Consider the following 14,106-nt stretch of genomic DNA (forward strand, 5'->3'; position numbering starts at 1 on the left):
TGCAGAAGGCGCCGTCAACCTCGGCGTCGGCGTTGACCTGCGGTAGCAGCCACCCGGGCCTGGCGGCGGGCGCTCTCCACCTCCACCTCGTGGTGCAGCTTGCGCCAGCTGGCCAGCCGGCGTGGCGCCAGCGAGCCGTTGGCGATCGCGGCGGTGACCGCGCAGGCCGGCTCGGCGCCGTGCCGGCAGTCGCCGAAGCGGCAGTGCGCGGCCAGCTCGGCGATGTCCGCGAACGCCCGGTCGAGCCCTTCGGCCGTGTCGAGCAGGCCGACGCCGCGGATGCCGGGGGTGTCGAGGATCGCGCCGCCGCCGGGCAGCGGGACCAGGTTGCGATAGGCGGTGGTGTGCCGGCCCTTGCCGTCGGCGTCCCGGATCGCCTGCACCGGCATCACGGCCGTGCCGGCCAGGGCGTTGACCAGCGTCGACTTGCCGGCACCGGAACGGCCCAGCAGCGCCAGGGTGCGACCGCCCTCGACGTACTCCCGCAATTGGTCTATCCCGGCCGAAAGCCGCGTGCTCACCGGGACCACCGGCAGGCCCGGCGCGAGCTCGGCGAGTTGCCGGGCGATCGCGCCCGGGTCGCGTGAGGTGTCGCTCTTACTCAGGATGAGCAGGGGTTTCGCACCCGACTCCCAGGCCAGGGCGAGCAGCCGTTCGATCCGGGCGTCGTCCGGTTCGGGGTGGATCGGCTCGACCACGGCGACGGTGTCCATATTGGCCGCCAGCAGCTGGCCGGTGGCGTCCTTGTCCGAGGTGCGGCGGATCAGCGCGGTGCGTCTCGGCAGCACCACCTCGATCGTCACGCGGCGGTCGGGCCATCGGCGGGTCACCACCCAGTCGCCGGCACAGGGCAGATTGACCGGGTCCTGCGCGGCGCCGAGCAGCACGCTGCCGGCGAGGGTCGCGCGGGTGACACCGGTCTCGCCGAGCACGGTGCAGACACCGCGGTCGGCACGCAGCACCCGCGCCGGGGCGGCGTCGGGGCGGTCGTAGGGACGGTATGAGGATGCAAAGGTGTCGTCCCACCCGAGGTGGGACAGGTTGTACGACATAAGAGCCCTTTACGGGAAAGGGAGGAGCGCGCTACGCGCAAGCCTCCTGGTGAAGGGACGCATCACGGTCGAAGAGCACGTTCCTCACCTCCCCGCGGGTCGATCGGCGCGTCTGAACTGACGGTACGGTCACCGCTACGGCAGCGAAAGCGATTTCTGTGCCGATAGGGTTGCCCCCGTGACTGTGCCGTCTTTGCCATGCCCTTCTGGCCCTCGCTGCGCTCGGTGCAGTCGGTCATGACGATGGATCCGCTCGTTCTCCTGACCGACGTCGACCAGGCCACCGAGTCCCTGATCCGGACGGCTTCGGACCTCGACCCGAGCGTGATCGCACAGCCGTCGCTGCTGCCCGGCTGGACGGTCGGCCACGTGCTGACCCACGTCGCACGCAACGCCGATGCCTTCACCCGGCTGCTCACCGGCGCCCGCACCGGCAAGCCCGCCGAGGGGTACGCGCCGGGTCAGCGGGACACCGACATCGAAGCCGGCGCCGGCCGGCCGCTGCGCGAGCAGATCGAGGACATCCGCCGGGCGCACGAGCGGTTCGCCGACGCGGGCGCGGCCATGCCGGCCGAGGCCTGGACGTTCCCGATCGAGTTCATCGGGATGCCGGCCGCCGGCGCCCCGTGGGCGCGCCTGCGCGAGGTCGAGGTCCACCACGTCGACCTGGGCCTGGCCTACACACCGGCCGACTGGTCCGACGCGTTCGCGCTGCGCCTGCTCCGCGAGATCGTGGCCGGCGCCGGCCCGGAGCATCCACCGATGATCCTGCGGCCGTTCGGCATCGAGCACGCCCTGACCATCGGCTCCCTGCCCGCCGGTGATGGCACCGACCCGCCGGTGATCGGCGGGCCCACCAAGTCGATCGCCGCCTGGCTGTGCGGCCGCGGCGACGCCACCGACCTGACCGTCTCGCCGGACGGCGAGTTCCCTGCTCCCGGAAGGTGGAAGTGACCATGGCCTACACCGGCGACGTCAGCCGCGGCCGCCCGGCCGCGACCCGCACCCTCGACCACCTGACCGTCACCAAGGTGTCGGTCGGCCCGATGGACAACAACGCCTACCTCCTGCGCTGCGGCGACGACCAGGTGCTGATCGACGCCGCCAACGACGCGCCGGCCCTGCTCGAACAGATCGGCGACGCCGGCCTGAGCGCGGTGATCACCACCCACCGCCACGGCGACCACTGGCAGGCGCTGTCCGCGGTGGTCGAGGCGACCGGCGCCCGGTCACTGGCCCACGCGGACGACGCGGCCGAGATCCCGGTGGTCACCGAGACCCTCACCGAGGGCGACAAGGTGCCGGTCGGCGAGTGCGAACTCGAGGTGATCCACGTGGTCGGCCACACGCCGGGCTCGATCGTCCTGCTCTACCGCGACCCGAACGGCCACGCCCACCTGTGGACCGGCGACTCCCTGTTCCCCGGCGGCGTAGGCAACACCAACAAGGACGCGCACCGATTCCGCTCCCTGATCGACGACGTCGAACACAAACTCTTCGACCGCCTCCCCGACGACACCTGGTTCTACCCGGGCCACGGCAAGGACTCCACGCTGGGCGCCGAACGCCCCCACCTCGCCGAGTGGCGCGAACGCGGCTGGTGAACCAGTAGGGCCGTCGGGCGGGCACTTTCGGGCGGATTGAGGAGTTCCGCCGAGAGCGTCGCCCACGCCGGATTCACTCTCGGTGGCACGCCCATTCGGCGAGTGCGTCGGGTCCGGGCGCGGCGCCGCCTGCCCGGAGCTCCCGATATACGGCGGCGATCAGGTCGGGTCGGCTTGCGAGGGCGTACCCGCTCCCGGCCGGACCTGCCTCGTTGTAGGCCATCGCCAGTCCAGCCCAGGCGACCATGTCCGCAGGATCGGACTCGATACGGGGCAGGAAGCCCTTTTTGGCGCCTTCCGCGTCCCCGGCGATGAGCGCGGTCTCGGGCGTGTTGGCCGGGGGCGGGGCTTTGACCGCCTGGCGCAGGGGCGTGCTCCATATGCGTGACCGTTTCGGCGTCACGGTCGTCGGCTGCACGGACGCGGCACGAGTAGCAATCTCATCGAACGGCGCGCCCGCGGTCCATGCGTCCCGTACGGCGGCGACGGACTCCGGGGCCGGATGGCGGTGCCGCAGCAGCCAAGTGACCCGATGCGCCTGGGCAGCAAGGCCAGCGAGACGACGGATGTCGGCGGGGATCTCGTCGTCGAACCAGGGACGCATGGTCGCGGCGAGGCCGTCGAGGAACTCCTCGCCCAGGTCTGTGAGGTCGCCGGACGCCCGGGCGACGGCGAGGCCCTCGGCGGTCTGGCCGCGGGTGAGGGCGTACGTGTAGAGGGCCGCGCGCCGGTCCATGCCTCGGGCCGACCGGGCACGGTTCCGATAGAAGGCCGCGATGCCGCGAAACGCGTAAACACCTTGAAGCAGACCTCCCAGCGGACGGGGGTCGTCGCGCCAGGGCGCGTACAGATTCGACCTGCCCTCACCCCGGTGCAGGGGCAGCAGATGCATCAGGCAGCCGAGCTTGATGTGCTGATATTCGTGCACGAGAGTGGCGGCGAGATCGACGGAATCGTGCGGGCTGGAAAGCACCATGGCACCGAACGCCTCGCCTGAGGAGGCGCTGCGGATCTCGTACTCGTCCACGTGGTCGGCCCGGGCCAGCGGAGTGAGGGAGGAGACGGTCATCGCCAGTGCCCGGGCAGTTGCCGAATCGTCGCGGCACAGCAGGTCCCAGGCTTGATCCAGCATGCTTTGCCAATGAGCCACCTCGTCGTCCGTCAACCTTTCGGGTCCGATCGGGTCGGCCAGGTTGCGAAACGGGTCCAGATCCTGCATCGAGACCTGAAGCACCGGGTCGTGGCCTGCGGTCAAGGTGCGCAGGCCCCGCCAGCCCGGCACGTCGTTCCGGGGATCGCCGGGCACCGTGACCGTCGTATTCCGACGGCGGATCCGGATCTGCCCGGCAGCGGTCTCGGCATCGGCGAACTCCCATCGCCGCGCGCCGTCGAACCGTGCTTGTCCGAGGCCGGGCAGAGTCGCGTGGCCGTCGCGCAGAGGCACCCGGGTGCGCCACGTCCGGCCCGCCCGGCTCGCGGCCACCAGGGCCACCGCATGCAGCTGGCCGAAGGTGACCCACGGCGGATCCTGGCTCGTCCCCGCAAGATGCATGCGGACCACGTACGCGGCCCAATTGCCGATCTGCGGATCCATGACCACCGACCGGAAGGCTTGCGGGTCCCCGCTCTGTGCGCGTTCCAGCGCCTGCCAAGCGTCGTCGACCGGCGGTAGCGGGTCGAGGCGTGCGGGCGCCAGGTCGGCCAGCTTCAACAGGAGCAGGATGCGGCGGCTCGCCTGGGTCTCGGCGAGGAACTGGATCGTCGCCGGGGCGGCGCCACCGGCGGCAAGGTCAGCCAGGCACTCGCGGGAAAGCCGGTGTGCGACCGGTGCGGATCTGTTGTCGACCGAGGTCATACGCAGCTCCTGTCCTTGTCGATCGTCCGAGCGGATCTCAATTGTCGACCAATTTGCCGTGCCCGCAAGAGGCGCGCCGGCGGAATGCTTCGCTACTGTGGGCCTAGCTAGTAGGACCGCTCATGCAGCGATCTTGGTCAATGGAGAATTGATGGCGCAGGGGACGAGATCGACCGACGGCGGCACCGAGGAGCCGCCATTTTCCGCGGTCACGATCGGCATCGTCGCTGCGCTGTGGATCGAAGGTCTCGCGATGCAGGAGCTGATCGACCACGTCAAACCGCTACCTCCGATTCCAGACGACCCGAACCATTATCACATCGGCGAGCTGCCCAGCAGTGAGCCCGCTCTGGCACACACCGTCGTGCTGACGACCATGCCCAAAGACAGCACCCGCAACGCGGCCGCCATCTGCACCAACCTGATGCGCAGCTTCCCGCACGTCCAATGTGTCGTCCTGGTCGGGATCGCCGGCGGCGTGCCGACGGTGAATGATCCATCCCGGCATGTCCGTCTCGGTGACATCGTCGTCGCTACGGCCGGCGTAGTCGATCTCACGCACGTGCGGCAGGTCAACGGAAATATCAGCCTGCGCCGCCACGTCGAGGGCATGTCGGAGGTAATGACGCGGGCGGTCATGGAACTCCGCGCCGACGAGTTCCGCGGCCGCCCGCGATGGCGCCGGTGGCTCGATGTGGAATCACGTCCCGAAATGGCGAACTTCGCGCGCCCCAAGAACGATGTGCTACATCGGAACGGCGAGCGAGTGCGCCATCCGGCCCGAAATCTGAGCGGCCACGACGCACATTTTCCGAAGGTTCATTATGGATCTATCGGGAGCGGTGACATACTGCTTCGTGACGAGATCCGGCGCGACGAGATTGCTGAGCAGTACGGCATTCTTGCGGTCGAGATGGAGGCATCCGGAATAGCCGCCAGCGCCGCCACTTTCGGCAAACACTGGTTCATGGTTCGCGGTGTTTCCGACTATTGTGACGACGCCGGGAAAAATGACGTCTGGCATGCCTATTCATCTCTCGCCGCCGCAGCTTATGCGCGATCGATGCTGGCCGCTTGTCACCCGTTCCCGTCCGCCGGATCGAGCGGGAACGGCAACAGGCCCGCGATCCCGGAGCAGCTCGGGGACGAGAGGGCCGCACACACCGACCTCCGCTGTCAGGACGCCGCGCAAAACCTCATCAGGAGCCCGTTCTGGGACAGCCTGTCCAACCGGCGCAGCTTCCTCAGCGTGTTGCGCACCAAGGTTGCGGTCGACCTCGTCGGCGTTGACAGCAGCGACCCGGCCGCGCATCTCCAGGCGGCGTTCACACGGGCGCTCAACCGGCCGGAAGGCCTCGGGGCCGTTCTTGAGTCGCTGGAGGCTATGCCGGCCGAAACGGCACACGTCGAGCCGGCCGTACGCATACTGGAACAACTGACAGTTCGCGATCTTCTACCCGCGAAATCCGAGTCCGCCCTCGTGAGTATCCTGACCGAGGCTCCGCCCGTGAGCATGACCGAGATCGCGGCGTCCCACCCCGACGTCCAAGCGTATGCCGGCGCGGTGCCGGCGTCGCCACAAGCGGCGTTTGACGACGTCCTGGCTTCTTTCGCGCATCCTCGGAATTTCTGGACCCTGCTGGCGATGGCCGACCGGCTGACCGAGTCCGTGGGTAACAGCAAGTGGCGCGCGGGCCTCACCCGTTGGCGGGATCAGGTGGCGACCCACCTGGGGGTCGAAGAGTCAGACGTTTCCTGGAATCCGATATATAGCGGGCGCCAAGCTGCCGCGTTCAACCGTGCGGGCAGCACCGACGTACACACGAACGCTCCGGGAGCTGGCGTAGAGGTGGCTGATAATATGGCAAACTCGGGCACTGTGCGCGAAACACAAGCCTCATCCCCAATGACGGCCGACCTCCCCCGCGACCTCCGCGCGGATGAGGCATCGAGCCCGGGCGGCCCCCACTCGCCACCCGGCATACCGTCGGTGTGGGGAAATGTGCCTCCCCGGAACACCCACTTCACCGGCCGCGAAGCGCTGCTCAATGATCTGGCTGCGCGTTTGCGCACACCGGACTATTTCACTGCGGTGCTGCCGGAGGCGATATATGGAATGGGCGGCGTCGGCAAATCGCAGCTGGCCATCGAATATGTCTATCGATATCAGCATGAATACGACGTGGTCTGGTGGATCGGAGCAGAGCAGCAACAGCAGATCCTTGCCTCGCTGACAGACTTGGCGCGCCATCTCGATCTTCCCGTCGGACCGGAGGCCAATGCGGCGGTTCCGGCCGTGCGGGAAGCGCTTCGAGTCGGGCGCCCGTACGGCAATTGGCTCCTGATTTTCGACAATGCCGAAGATCTGGAGGCCGTCCAGAGCGTCGTGCCGACCGGCGGCCGCGGAAAAGTCCTCGTCACCTCCCGGAACAAAGATTGGTCCTATCACGCCAATACGCTCGAGGTTCACGTCTTCGACCGCGCCGAGAGCGTGCATTTGCTGCGCCGCCGCGACCCGGCCATCACCGATGAGGACGCGGAGCACCTGGCCGAAGCGCTCGGTGATCTTCCGCTCGCGATCGAGCAGGCTTCGGCCTGGCTGATCGCCACGGGCATGAGCGCCACCGAATACCTGCAGATCCTGAAGAGCCGCGTCGAGTTGCTCGGCGCTACCGCCTCGCCGGGTTACGACTCGTCGGTGGCGGCCGCCTGGACGATGTCGCTGGAGCGGCTGAGGACGACCAGTCCGGCCGCGATGCGGCTACTGGAGATCTGCTCCTTCTTCGCGCCGGAACCGATCATCCGCACGCTGTTCTCGAACCCCGGAGCGACCGGCGCCCGTCCGGAGGAGGAAGACGACGAGTTCGAAAAGGCCCTGCGTGACCCGATCAAGTTGAACAAGGCTTTCCGCGACATCCAGAGGTACTCGCTGGCCCGCATCAACTACCGCACCGGTGGCACCCTCGAACTGCATCGCCTGGTACAGGCCGTCGTCCGCGACGGCGTCGAACCGGAACGGCAGAGGGACGTACGCCACCGTGGGCACCAGTTGCTCGCCGCTGCGGACCCGCGTGAGCCGGACAACGTGGCTCACTGGGACCGTTACCGGGACCTGATCTCCCATGTGCTGGCATCAGGTGCCGTGACCTGCGGGAACCCGTGGGTGCGGGGCCTGGTTTTCGACATCGTCAAATACCTCTACCGATGGGGCGATCACGAGGGCTGCGAGCGTCTGGCCGATCAGGTTTACCACGCCTGGCAGAACAACCTCGGGCCCACATCGCCGGAGACTCTCAAGGTTGCGAAGTACTACGGATACATCCTCTGGGTGAATGGCAAATTCGAAGAGGCTCGGGCGATCGGCGAGACGACGCTCCGGGTCTACGAGGAGAATTTTGAGTCCGGCGACGAAGACCTGATCGACGCGCAACTGCAGGTGGCACGCGACCTGCACACGGCGGGCCGGTTCGCCGAGGCGACGCAGATGGTTCGCAAGGCGCTGGCCGAGGCTCGGCGTTCACTCAATCCCGAAGACCCGAAAACACTGTACGCGGCCCACCAATTGGGTGTGAGCCTGCGCCTCGCGGGAGAATTTCGCGAGGCTTGGGAGAACGACAAGGAGACGTTGCAGCTCCGCACCGAGATCCTCGGTGCCGACGACTTCGAGACGCTGCACACGCACAACGACCTCACCATCGATCAGCGCGAGTGCGGCGAGTACACCGAGGCGTGCCGCGTTCAGGAGAACGTATTCGCACGCCACCGGCTCCGGTTCGGCGACTACAACCCCGCCACCACCCGCGCCGGGCGCAATCTGGCGGTGGCCCGTCGTAAGGCGGGTGACCACGCCGGCGCGCTCGACCTGAGCCGAGAGATCGAGAGTCGATTCCGTGAGCGCTACGGGGAGCGTTACCCCGACACTGTCGCCTCCGCGATGAACCTTGCGGTCGACCTGCGACAGAACGGCAACCTCACCAGCGCCAAGGAGCTCGGCGACCGCACCCTGAAGATCTACGAGACCCTCTTCAGTCGCAAGCACCCGTTCGCCCTGTCCGCGCGCACCAACCAAGCCATCACCCTGCGCCTGTTCGGCAACCCGGTCGAGGCCAAGAACTACGACCACGAGGCGGTCGACGGCCTCCGCGAGGCGGTCGGGCCGGATCACCCGCTGTCGATCACCGCTGCCACCAATCTGGCCAGCGACCATTACGCGATGGGTGAATATCAGATCGCGTTCGAACTCGACTCCGACACCCTGGACCGCGCCCAGCGGGTCTTCGGAGACAACCACCCGTCGACCCTGGCAGTGCGGGCCAATCTCACGCTCGACCTGCGGGCGCTGGGCCGAGTCGGTGAGGCTGACGCGCAGCACCAGGATGTCGTCGCGAAGTACCGCGGCAAGTTGGGGCCCGGTCACCCGGCCACCGTGAATGCGAGCCGGCATATCCGGGCCGACTGCGACATCGACCCGATGCCGATCTGACTCACGCTGTCGCACCGGACAGCACTCGGGCCCGCCTCACGCGACGGGGCGGGCCGGAGTCGGTCTGCCCGGGCTCAGGGGCGTGGACGGCGGGCCCGACGTGACCGATCCTCGGGGATTCTTTCTGCGGATGGTTGCCGCGGCGGCGCCGGTTTGCCGGGCGAGGATCTTCGCCCGGGTGCCGTCACGCTGCCGGTGACGGAGCAGGCCGCAAACGGTGGGCCTTGCTAGTCGACCCGGCCGGGCGGGCCTGAGCCCAGGTTGTAGCGCGGACGCATCACCTGCTGCAGGAGCGCCTCCAGATAGGGTGCGAGCTGCGCCCGGTCAGTCTCACGCAGCTTCCCGAGTGGCATGTCCTGAATGTCGACTAGTTGGGTCTCGATGTCGGCATGGGACTGATCCACGGTGGCGCCACCTTTCTCCGTGACGTCATATCATCCGTCTCCATCTGACATCATGCTCTATCAAAACCTACTTCCCCACCACCTCGGCTGACGTAATCGTCTCGACCTCGCGAATTGAAGATCAAAAATGCGTGAATTCTATTCACGCAACTTTCCCGCCTCCCCGAACTCTTTCGAGCGGGCCGGTAGATTTTCGGTAGGATTGGTGTCGTCCTCCGAATGTGCCAGGAAAGATCTACGGCCCGGAGCCGACGGTGTCGGGCTCACCGTCCGTGCCTGCGGCGGGGTCCGGATGCAGACATCACCACCGGCGCCATCAGGAGCGCCCGGAGCGTGGCGCCGTCGCATACGCGAAGCATGGCGCGCAGGACTACGACGCGACAGCAGGTGAGGCAGAGCTGAAAGATATACAGTTCCGCACATCGTTGCGAAACGATGAATTCCTAGCGTGTGCTGCATGGCCGACATCACCTCGAGCACGCCACGTGACCTGGTCGAAGCCGCCGGCATGCCGGTCGGTAGCGGCGTCATCAAGCCGGAATATGACCCCCGGCTCACCAACGAGGACCTGGCCCCCCTGCGGGATCAGCACTGGGGTTCCTACAACATCTTCGCGTTCTGGATGTCCGATGTGCACAGCGTCGGCGGTTACGTCACGGCGGGCAGCCTGTTCGCTCTGGGCCTGTCCAGCTGGCAGGTGCTCGTCTCGCTGGTCGTGGGCATCACGATCGTCTACTTCTTCTGCAATCTGGTCGCCAAGCCGTCGCAGCAGACCGGGGTGCCCTACCCGGTGATCAACCGGTCGGCGTTCGGGGTGCTCGGGGCGAACGTGCCGGCGATCATCCGGGGTGCGATCGCGGTGGCCTGGTACGGCATCCAGACGTACCTGGCCTCGGCTGCTCTTGATGTCGTGGTGTTGAAGTTGTGGCCCTCACTGATGCCTTACGCGGATGTGAACCAGCACGGGTTCCTCGGGTTGCCGACGCTCGGCTGGTGCACGTACGCGCTGCTCTGGGTCCTGCAGGCGGCGGTGTTCTGGACCGGCATGGAGACGATCCGCAAGTTCATCGACTTCTGCGGGCCGGCCGTCTACGTCGTGATGTTCGTGCTCGCCGGTTACCTGATCTACAAGGCCGGCTGGGGCGCGATCAACCTGAACCTGGGCGACGTGAAGTACCACGGGTGGGACGCGTTCCCGATCATGCTCGGGGCGATCGCGCTGGTGGTGTCGTACTTCTCCGGGCCGATGCTGAATTTCGGCGACTTCTCCCGTTACGGCAAGTCGTTCAAGGCGGTCAAGACCGGCAACCTGCTCGGGCTGCCGCTGAACTTCCTGATGTTCTCGATCCTGGTCGTGGTGACCGCCTCGCTGACCGTCCCGGTCTTCGGCGAGCTGATCACCGACCCGGTCTCCACGGTGGCGCGGATCGACAGCACCTTCGCGATCGTCCTCGGCGCGCTGACCTTCACGATCGCCACCATCGGCATCAACATCGTGGCGAATTTCATCTCGCCGGCGTTCGACTTCTCGAACGTGTCGCCGCAGCGGATCAGCTGGCGGGCCGGCGGCATGATCGCCGCGGTCGGCTCGGTGCTGATCACCCCGTGGAACCTCTACAACAACCCGGACGTCATCCACTACACGCTCGAGACGCTGGGCGCCTTCATCGGCCCGCTGTTCGGGGTGCTGATCGCCGACTACTACATCGTGCGCAAGCAGAAGGTCGTGGTCGACGAGATGTTCACGATGGCCCCGGAGGGCCGCTACTGGTACACCAAGGGCGTCAACCCGGCGGCCGTCATCGCCACCGCGGTCGGCGCGGTCGTCGCGATGATCCCGGTGCTCTGGACCGGTGGCCCGCACATGCACACCCTGGCCCAGTACAGCTGGTTCATCGGCATGGGCCTCGGCCTGATCGTCTACCTCGCCCTGGTGCCGGCCATGAAGGTCAAGGAACTGAGCCGGGTCGTCTGATGCGCATCCGGGTCATCAACCCCAACACCACGGAGTCGATGACCGCACTGATCGAGGCGAGCGCCCGGGCCGTGATCGGCCCGGGCGTGACCCTGGACGCGGTCACGCCGGCGATGGGTCCGGCATCGATCGAAAGCCACTACGACGAGGCGCTGTCCGTGCCCGGGCTGCTCGCGGCGATCGCCGAGGGCGAGCGGGACGGCGTCGACGGCTACGTGCTGGCCTGTTTCGGCGATCCCGGCCTGGACGCGGCCCGGGAGCTGGCGAGCGGGCCGGTGGTCGGCATCGCGGAGGCCGCCATGCACGCGGCGATGCTGGTCGGGCGCGGTTTCAGCGTGGTGACCACACTGGACCGCACCCGCGGCCGGGCGTGGGACCTGGCCGCCCGGTACGCGCCGCCCGGCGCCTGCCGCGGCGTCCACGCCTGCGACATCCCGGTGCTCGCCCTGGAAAGCGATCCCACCGTGCTCAAGCGGGTGGTGGCGCTGGCCCGCCTCGCCCTCGACCGGGACGGCTCGGACGTGATCGTGCTGGGCTGCGCCGGCATGGCCGATCTGTGCGCGGCCGCCACGGCCGAGCTCGGTGTCCCGGTCATCGACGGGGTGGCGGCCGCGACGTTGCTGGTCCAATCCCTGGTCACACTGGGGGTGGGCACGTCCAAGCGCGGCGAGTACGCCCCACCGCCGGCCAAGGCGTACACCGGGTTGCTGGCCTCGTTCCGGCGACCCTGAGGTCCGCATCGGACGATGTGGGCGACAATGGGGCGGTGACCACCAAGGGATACCAGGAACAGTTCGACCGGGGATCGGCGAAGTGGCGGACGGCCGACGGCAACGGCGGTGACGGGAGCCGCGTCGAGGTCGCCCTGCTGCCCGACGGCGGCTGGGCGGTGCGCGACTCCCGCGAGCCGGAGGGCCCGATCCTGTTCTTCACGCCGTCCGAGGTGCAGGCGTTCGTCGCGGGAGTGAAGGACGGCGAGTTCGACACATGACCCTTCTGCCCTTTTTGTGACGAGTCCGGGTTCATGATTCGCGCAGCGGGGTATCCCACGTCCGACCCCAACCGTCACGGGAAGGACGAGAGATGCCGGACCGCTACCCGCCGCTCGACCCCGGAGCGCCGATCCCCGACGACCCGGGCGAACTCTCCCCGGACACTCCGGACACGCTGCCCCCGGCGCCGATCGAGCCCGCCCCCGACCGTGCGCCGGACGGACCCGACCCCGACACCGTGCCGGAACCGGCCTAGCCTTCACCGCCGTCGCCGGGCGAGAACAGCCCGGTGTCGTGCGGGAGCGCGCCGATCGCGGCCTGCAACCGATGGTGGTGCTCGGCGAACACGCCGGTGAGCGCCTCGGCGTCGCGGGCGCAGAACGCCGCCAGCATGCCGGCGTGATCGGCGTGCAGCAGCACCCGATCCGCGCTGTCCAGGTGGGTCATCGGCTGCAGCGGCTCGGTCATGTTCCAGGCGGCGTCGAGCATGTGCAGCAGCCGCCGCATCCGGCACGGCCGCAGCAGCGCCAGATGGAAGCGGCGGCTCTCCCGGTGGTAGAGCCGCCCGTCGTACGCGACGACGGCCGCGTCGAGCGCACCGTGCACGGCGCGCGCCAGCCGGTCGTCGTCCTCGGTGGCCAGCTCGACGGCGGACCGCAGCGCGGCCGTCTCGAGCGCCTCCCGCACCAGGTAGATCTCGGTGAACTCGGCCGCCGTCATGGTCGCCACCCGGTAGCCGCCGTTCGGCCGGTGGTCGACGAGCCCCTCCCCGATCAGCGTCATCAGCGCCTCGCGCACCGGGATGCGGCTCACCCCGAACGCGGCCGCCACCGCGTCGACCGGGATCGCCGAGCCGGGCGGCACCTCCCCGTCGAGGATGATGCCGCGCAGCTCGTCGAGGATGGCGGCATGCGGGCTGCCCAGGGGGCGCCCGGCCAGCCGCGAGATCAGGATCGACCGGCGGCGTGGACCTGACATGCCCCGGACCCTAAACCGTTTCGGTTACAGCGCCGCTACGGCTGCCTTTTCGGCCCGGCCGGGTCTGCCCTGGATACGCTGGTCGAAAGCGGAAGCCAGGAGGCCCCGGTGAACCTGCGACACGATCCGATGATGCGCTGGGGCCAGCCCCCGCACCACAACCCCGACGCCTGGCCGCCGCCGAACCCCGCCCCCGGCGCCGGCGTCCCCGGCTGGCTCGAGGAGCGCCTCTTCGACCAGCGGATCGTCATGATCCGCGGTCAGCTCACCCACGAGGCCGCCACCGGCATCTCGGCCGCCCTGCTCACCCTGGACGCGGCCGGCCCGGCCCCGGTCCAGCTGCACGTGGCCAGCGACGGCGGCGAGCTGGGCGCCGCGCTGACCGTCATCGACGTGATCGACACGATGACCGCCCCGGTGCACGCCCTGGTCACGTCCCAGGCCGGCGGCGCCGTCGTGGCGGTGCTCGCCGCCGCCGACAAGCGCTCGGCCTACCGGCACGCCCGGTTCCGGCTGACCGAGCCGCGCGCCGCCGGGGTGACCGGCACCGCCGACGAGGTGACCCGGGCCGCCGGCCAGCACCTGCGCGAGCTCGAGGAGATCGTGCTGCGCCTGGTCGAGGTGACCGGCCAGTCGCGCAGCCGGGTCGAGGACGACCTGGCCGCGGGCCGCACCCTCAGCGTCCAGGAGGCAGTCGAATACGGCTTGATCGACGACATAGTCGGCAAGGCATAAAAAAAGCCCCCGGGGATGTCTCCCCGGG

General features: G+C 68.4%; 12 protein-coding genes. 8 read left to right on the forward strand and 4 right to left on the reverse strand.

Annotated features, from left to right (window positions below; genetic code table 11):
• Positions 1 to 14 precede the first annotated feature (14 nt).
• The gene (rsgA, locus tag AB0E90_RS04165; protein ID WP_360398817.1) at positions 15 to 1,052 is read right to left on the reverse strand and encodes a ribosome small subunit-dependent GTPase A; all 1,038 of its coding nucleotides are present in this window, start codon (positions 1,050 to 1,052) and stop codon (positions 15 to 17) included.
• 237 nt (positions 1,053 to 1,289) lie between these two features.
• On the opposite strand from rsgA, the gene AB0E90_RS04170 reads away from it, so the two are divergent.
• Together AB0E90_RS04170 and AB0E90_RS04175 are read left to right on the forward strand one after the other, a co-directional pair.
• Complete coding sequence (locus AB0E90_RS04170; protein WP_360399465.1) at positions 1,290 to 2,006, forward strand: maleylpyruvate isomerase family mycothiol-dependent enzyme; 717 nt, start codon at positions 1,290 to 1,292, stop codon at positions 2,004 to 2,006.
• A gap of 2 nt (positions 2,007 to 2,008) precedes the next feature.
• Positions 2,009 to 2,656: an MBL fold metallo-hydrolase gene (locus AB0E90_RS04175; RefSeq protein WP_360398820.1), complete on the forward strand. Its 648-nt coding sequence runs from the start codon at positions 2,009 to 2,011 to the stop codon at positions 2,654 to 2,656.
• A gap of 73 nt (positions 2,657 to 2,729) precedes the next feature.
• On the opposite strand, the gene AB0E90_RS04180 is transcribed toward AB0E90_RS04175, so the two are convergent.
• Positions 2,730 to 4,367: an HEXXH motif domain-containing protein gene (locus tag AB0E90_RS04180; protein WP_360398823.1), complete on the reverse strand. Its 1,638-nt coding sequence runs from the start codon at positions 4,365 to 4,367 to the stop codon at positions 2,730 to 2,732.
• A gap of 295 nt (positions 4,368 to 4,662) precedes the next feature.
• Here AB0E90_RS04180 and fxsT point away from each other — a divergent pair, with 295 nt between their 5' ends.
• Positions 4,663 to 8,994: an FxSxx-COOH system tetratricopeptide repeat protein gene (fxsT, locus tag AB0E90_RS04185; protein WP_360398826.1), complete on the forward strand. Its 4,332-nt coding sequence runs from the start codon at positions 4,663 to 4,665 to the stop codon at positions 8,992 to 8,994.
• A gap of 227 nt (positions 8,995 to 9,221) precedes the next feature.
• Here the strand turns inward: fxsT and AB0E90_RS04190 are convergent, their stop codons facing one another.
• Entirely contained in the window at positions 9,222 to 9,398 is a 177-nt protein-coding gene (locus tag AB0E90_RS04190; RefSeq protein WP_360398829.1) for a hypothetical protein, read from the reverse strand.
• Positions 9,399 to 9,855: 457 nt separating this feature from the next.
• Here AB0E90_RS04190 and AB0E90_RS04195 point away from each other — a divergent pair, with 457 nt between their 5' ends.
• The 4 genes from AB0E90_RS04195 to AB0E90_RS04210 all read left to right on the forward strand — a co-directional run bounded on the left by AB0E90_RS04195 (position 9,856) and on the right by AB0E90_RS04210 (position 12,621).
• Positions 9,856 to 11,373: an NCS1 family nucleobase:cation symporter-1 gene (locus AB0E90_RS04195; protein ID WP_360398832.1), complete on the forward strand. Its 1,518-nt coding sequence runs from the start codon at positions 9,856 to 9,858 to the stop codon at positions 11,371 to 11,373.
• The gene (locus AB0E90_RS04200; RefSeq protein ID WP_360398835.1) at positions 11,373 to 12,104 is read left to right on the forward strand and encodes an aspartate/glutamate racemase family protein; all 732 of its coding nucleotides are present in this window, start codon (positions 11,373 to 11,375) and stop codon (positions 12,102 to 12,104) included. The genes AB0E90_RS04195 and AB0E90_RS04200 overlap by 1 nt, the downstream gene beginning before the upstream one ends.
• A 35-nt stretch (positions 12,105 to 12,139) precedes the next feature.
• Positions 12,140 to 12,364, forward strand: a complete 225-nt coding sequence (locus tag AB0E90_RS04205) for a DUF397 domain-containing protein (RefSeq protein WP_360398838.1) — start codon at positions 12,140 to 12,142, stop codon at positions 12,362 to 12,364.
• A 92-nt stretch (positions 12,365 to 12,456) separates the two neighbouring features.
• Complete coding sequence (locus tag AB0E90_RS04210) at positions 12,457 to 12,621, forward strand: hypothetical protein (protein WP_360398841.1); 165 nt, start codon at positions 12,457 to 12,459, stop codon at positions 12,619 to 12,621.
• Here the strand turns inward: AB0E90_RS04210 and AB0E90_RS04215 are convergent.
• The gene (locus AB0E90_RS04215; RefSeq protein ID WP_360398844.1) at positions 12,618 to 13,343 is read right to left on the reverse strand and encodes a GntR family transcriptional regulator; all 726 of its coding nucleotides are present in this window, start codon (positions 13,341 to 13,343) and stop codon (positions 12,618 to 12,620) included. The genes AB0E90_RS04210 and AB0E90_RS04215 overlap by 4 nt on opposite strands.
• Before the next feature lie 108 nt (positions 13,344 to 13,451).
• Here AB0E90_RS04215 and AB0E90_RS04220 point away from each other — a divergent pair, with 108 nt between their 5' ends.
• Positions 13,452 to 14,078 carry an ATP-dependent Clp protease proteolytic subunit gene (locus AB0E90_RS04220; RefSeq protein WP_360398847.1) on the forward strand — a complete coding sequence of 209 codons (627 nt, stop codon included), beginning with the start codon at positions 13,452 to 13,454 and terminating at the stop codon, positions 14,076 to 14,078.
• Positions 14,079 to 14,106: the final 28 nt, after the last annotated feature.

Source organism: Actinoplanes sp. NPDC026619 (assembly GCF_040638295.1).
In the GTDB taxonomy this organism is placed as follows: domain Bacteria; phylum Actinomycetota; class Actinomycetes; order Mycobacteriales; family Micromonosporaceae; genus Actinoplanes.

What these genes read in the sequence shown, in the direction of transcription:
- AB0E90_RS04210 (WP_360398841.1), top strand. Translation starts at nt 12,457, where the DNA reads ATGCCGGACCGCTACCCGCCGCTCGACCCCGGAGCGCCGATCCCCGAC.
- AB0E90_RS04170 (WP_360399465.1), top strand. Translation starts at nt 1,290, where the DNA reads ATGACGATGGATCCGCTCGTTCTCCTGACCGACGTCGACCAGGCCACC.
- AB0E90_RS04195 (WP_360398832.1), top strand. Translation starts at nt 9,856, where the DNA reads ATGGCCGACATCACCTCGAGCACGCCACGTGACCTGGTCGAAGCCGCC.
- AB0E90_RS04200 (WP_360398835.1), top strand. Translation starts at nt 11,373, where the DNA reads ATGCGCATCCGGGTCATCAACCCCAACACCACGGAGTCGATGACCGCA.
- AB0E90_RS04215 (WP_360398844.1), bottom strand. Translation starts at nt 13,343, where the DNA reads ATGTCAGGTCCACGCCGCCGGTCGATCCTGATCTCGCGGCTGGCCGGG.
- rsgA (WP_360398817.1), bottom strand. Translation starts at nt 1,052, where the DNA reads ATGTCGTACAACCTGTCCCACCTCGGGTGGGACGACACCTTTGCATCC.
- fxsT (WP_360398826.1), top strand. Translation starts at nt 4,663, where the DNA reads ATGGCGCAGGGGACGAGATCGACCGACGGCGGCACCGAGGAGCCGCCA.
- AB0E90_RS04175 (WP_360398820.1), top strand. Translation starts at nt 2,009, where the DNA reads ATGGCCTACACCGGCGACGTCAGCCGCGGCCGCCCGGCCGCGACCCGC.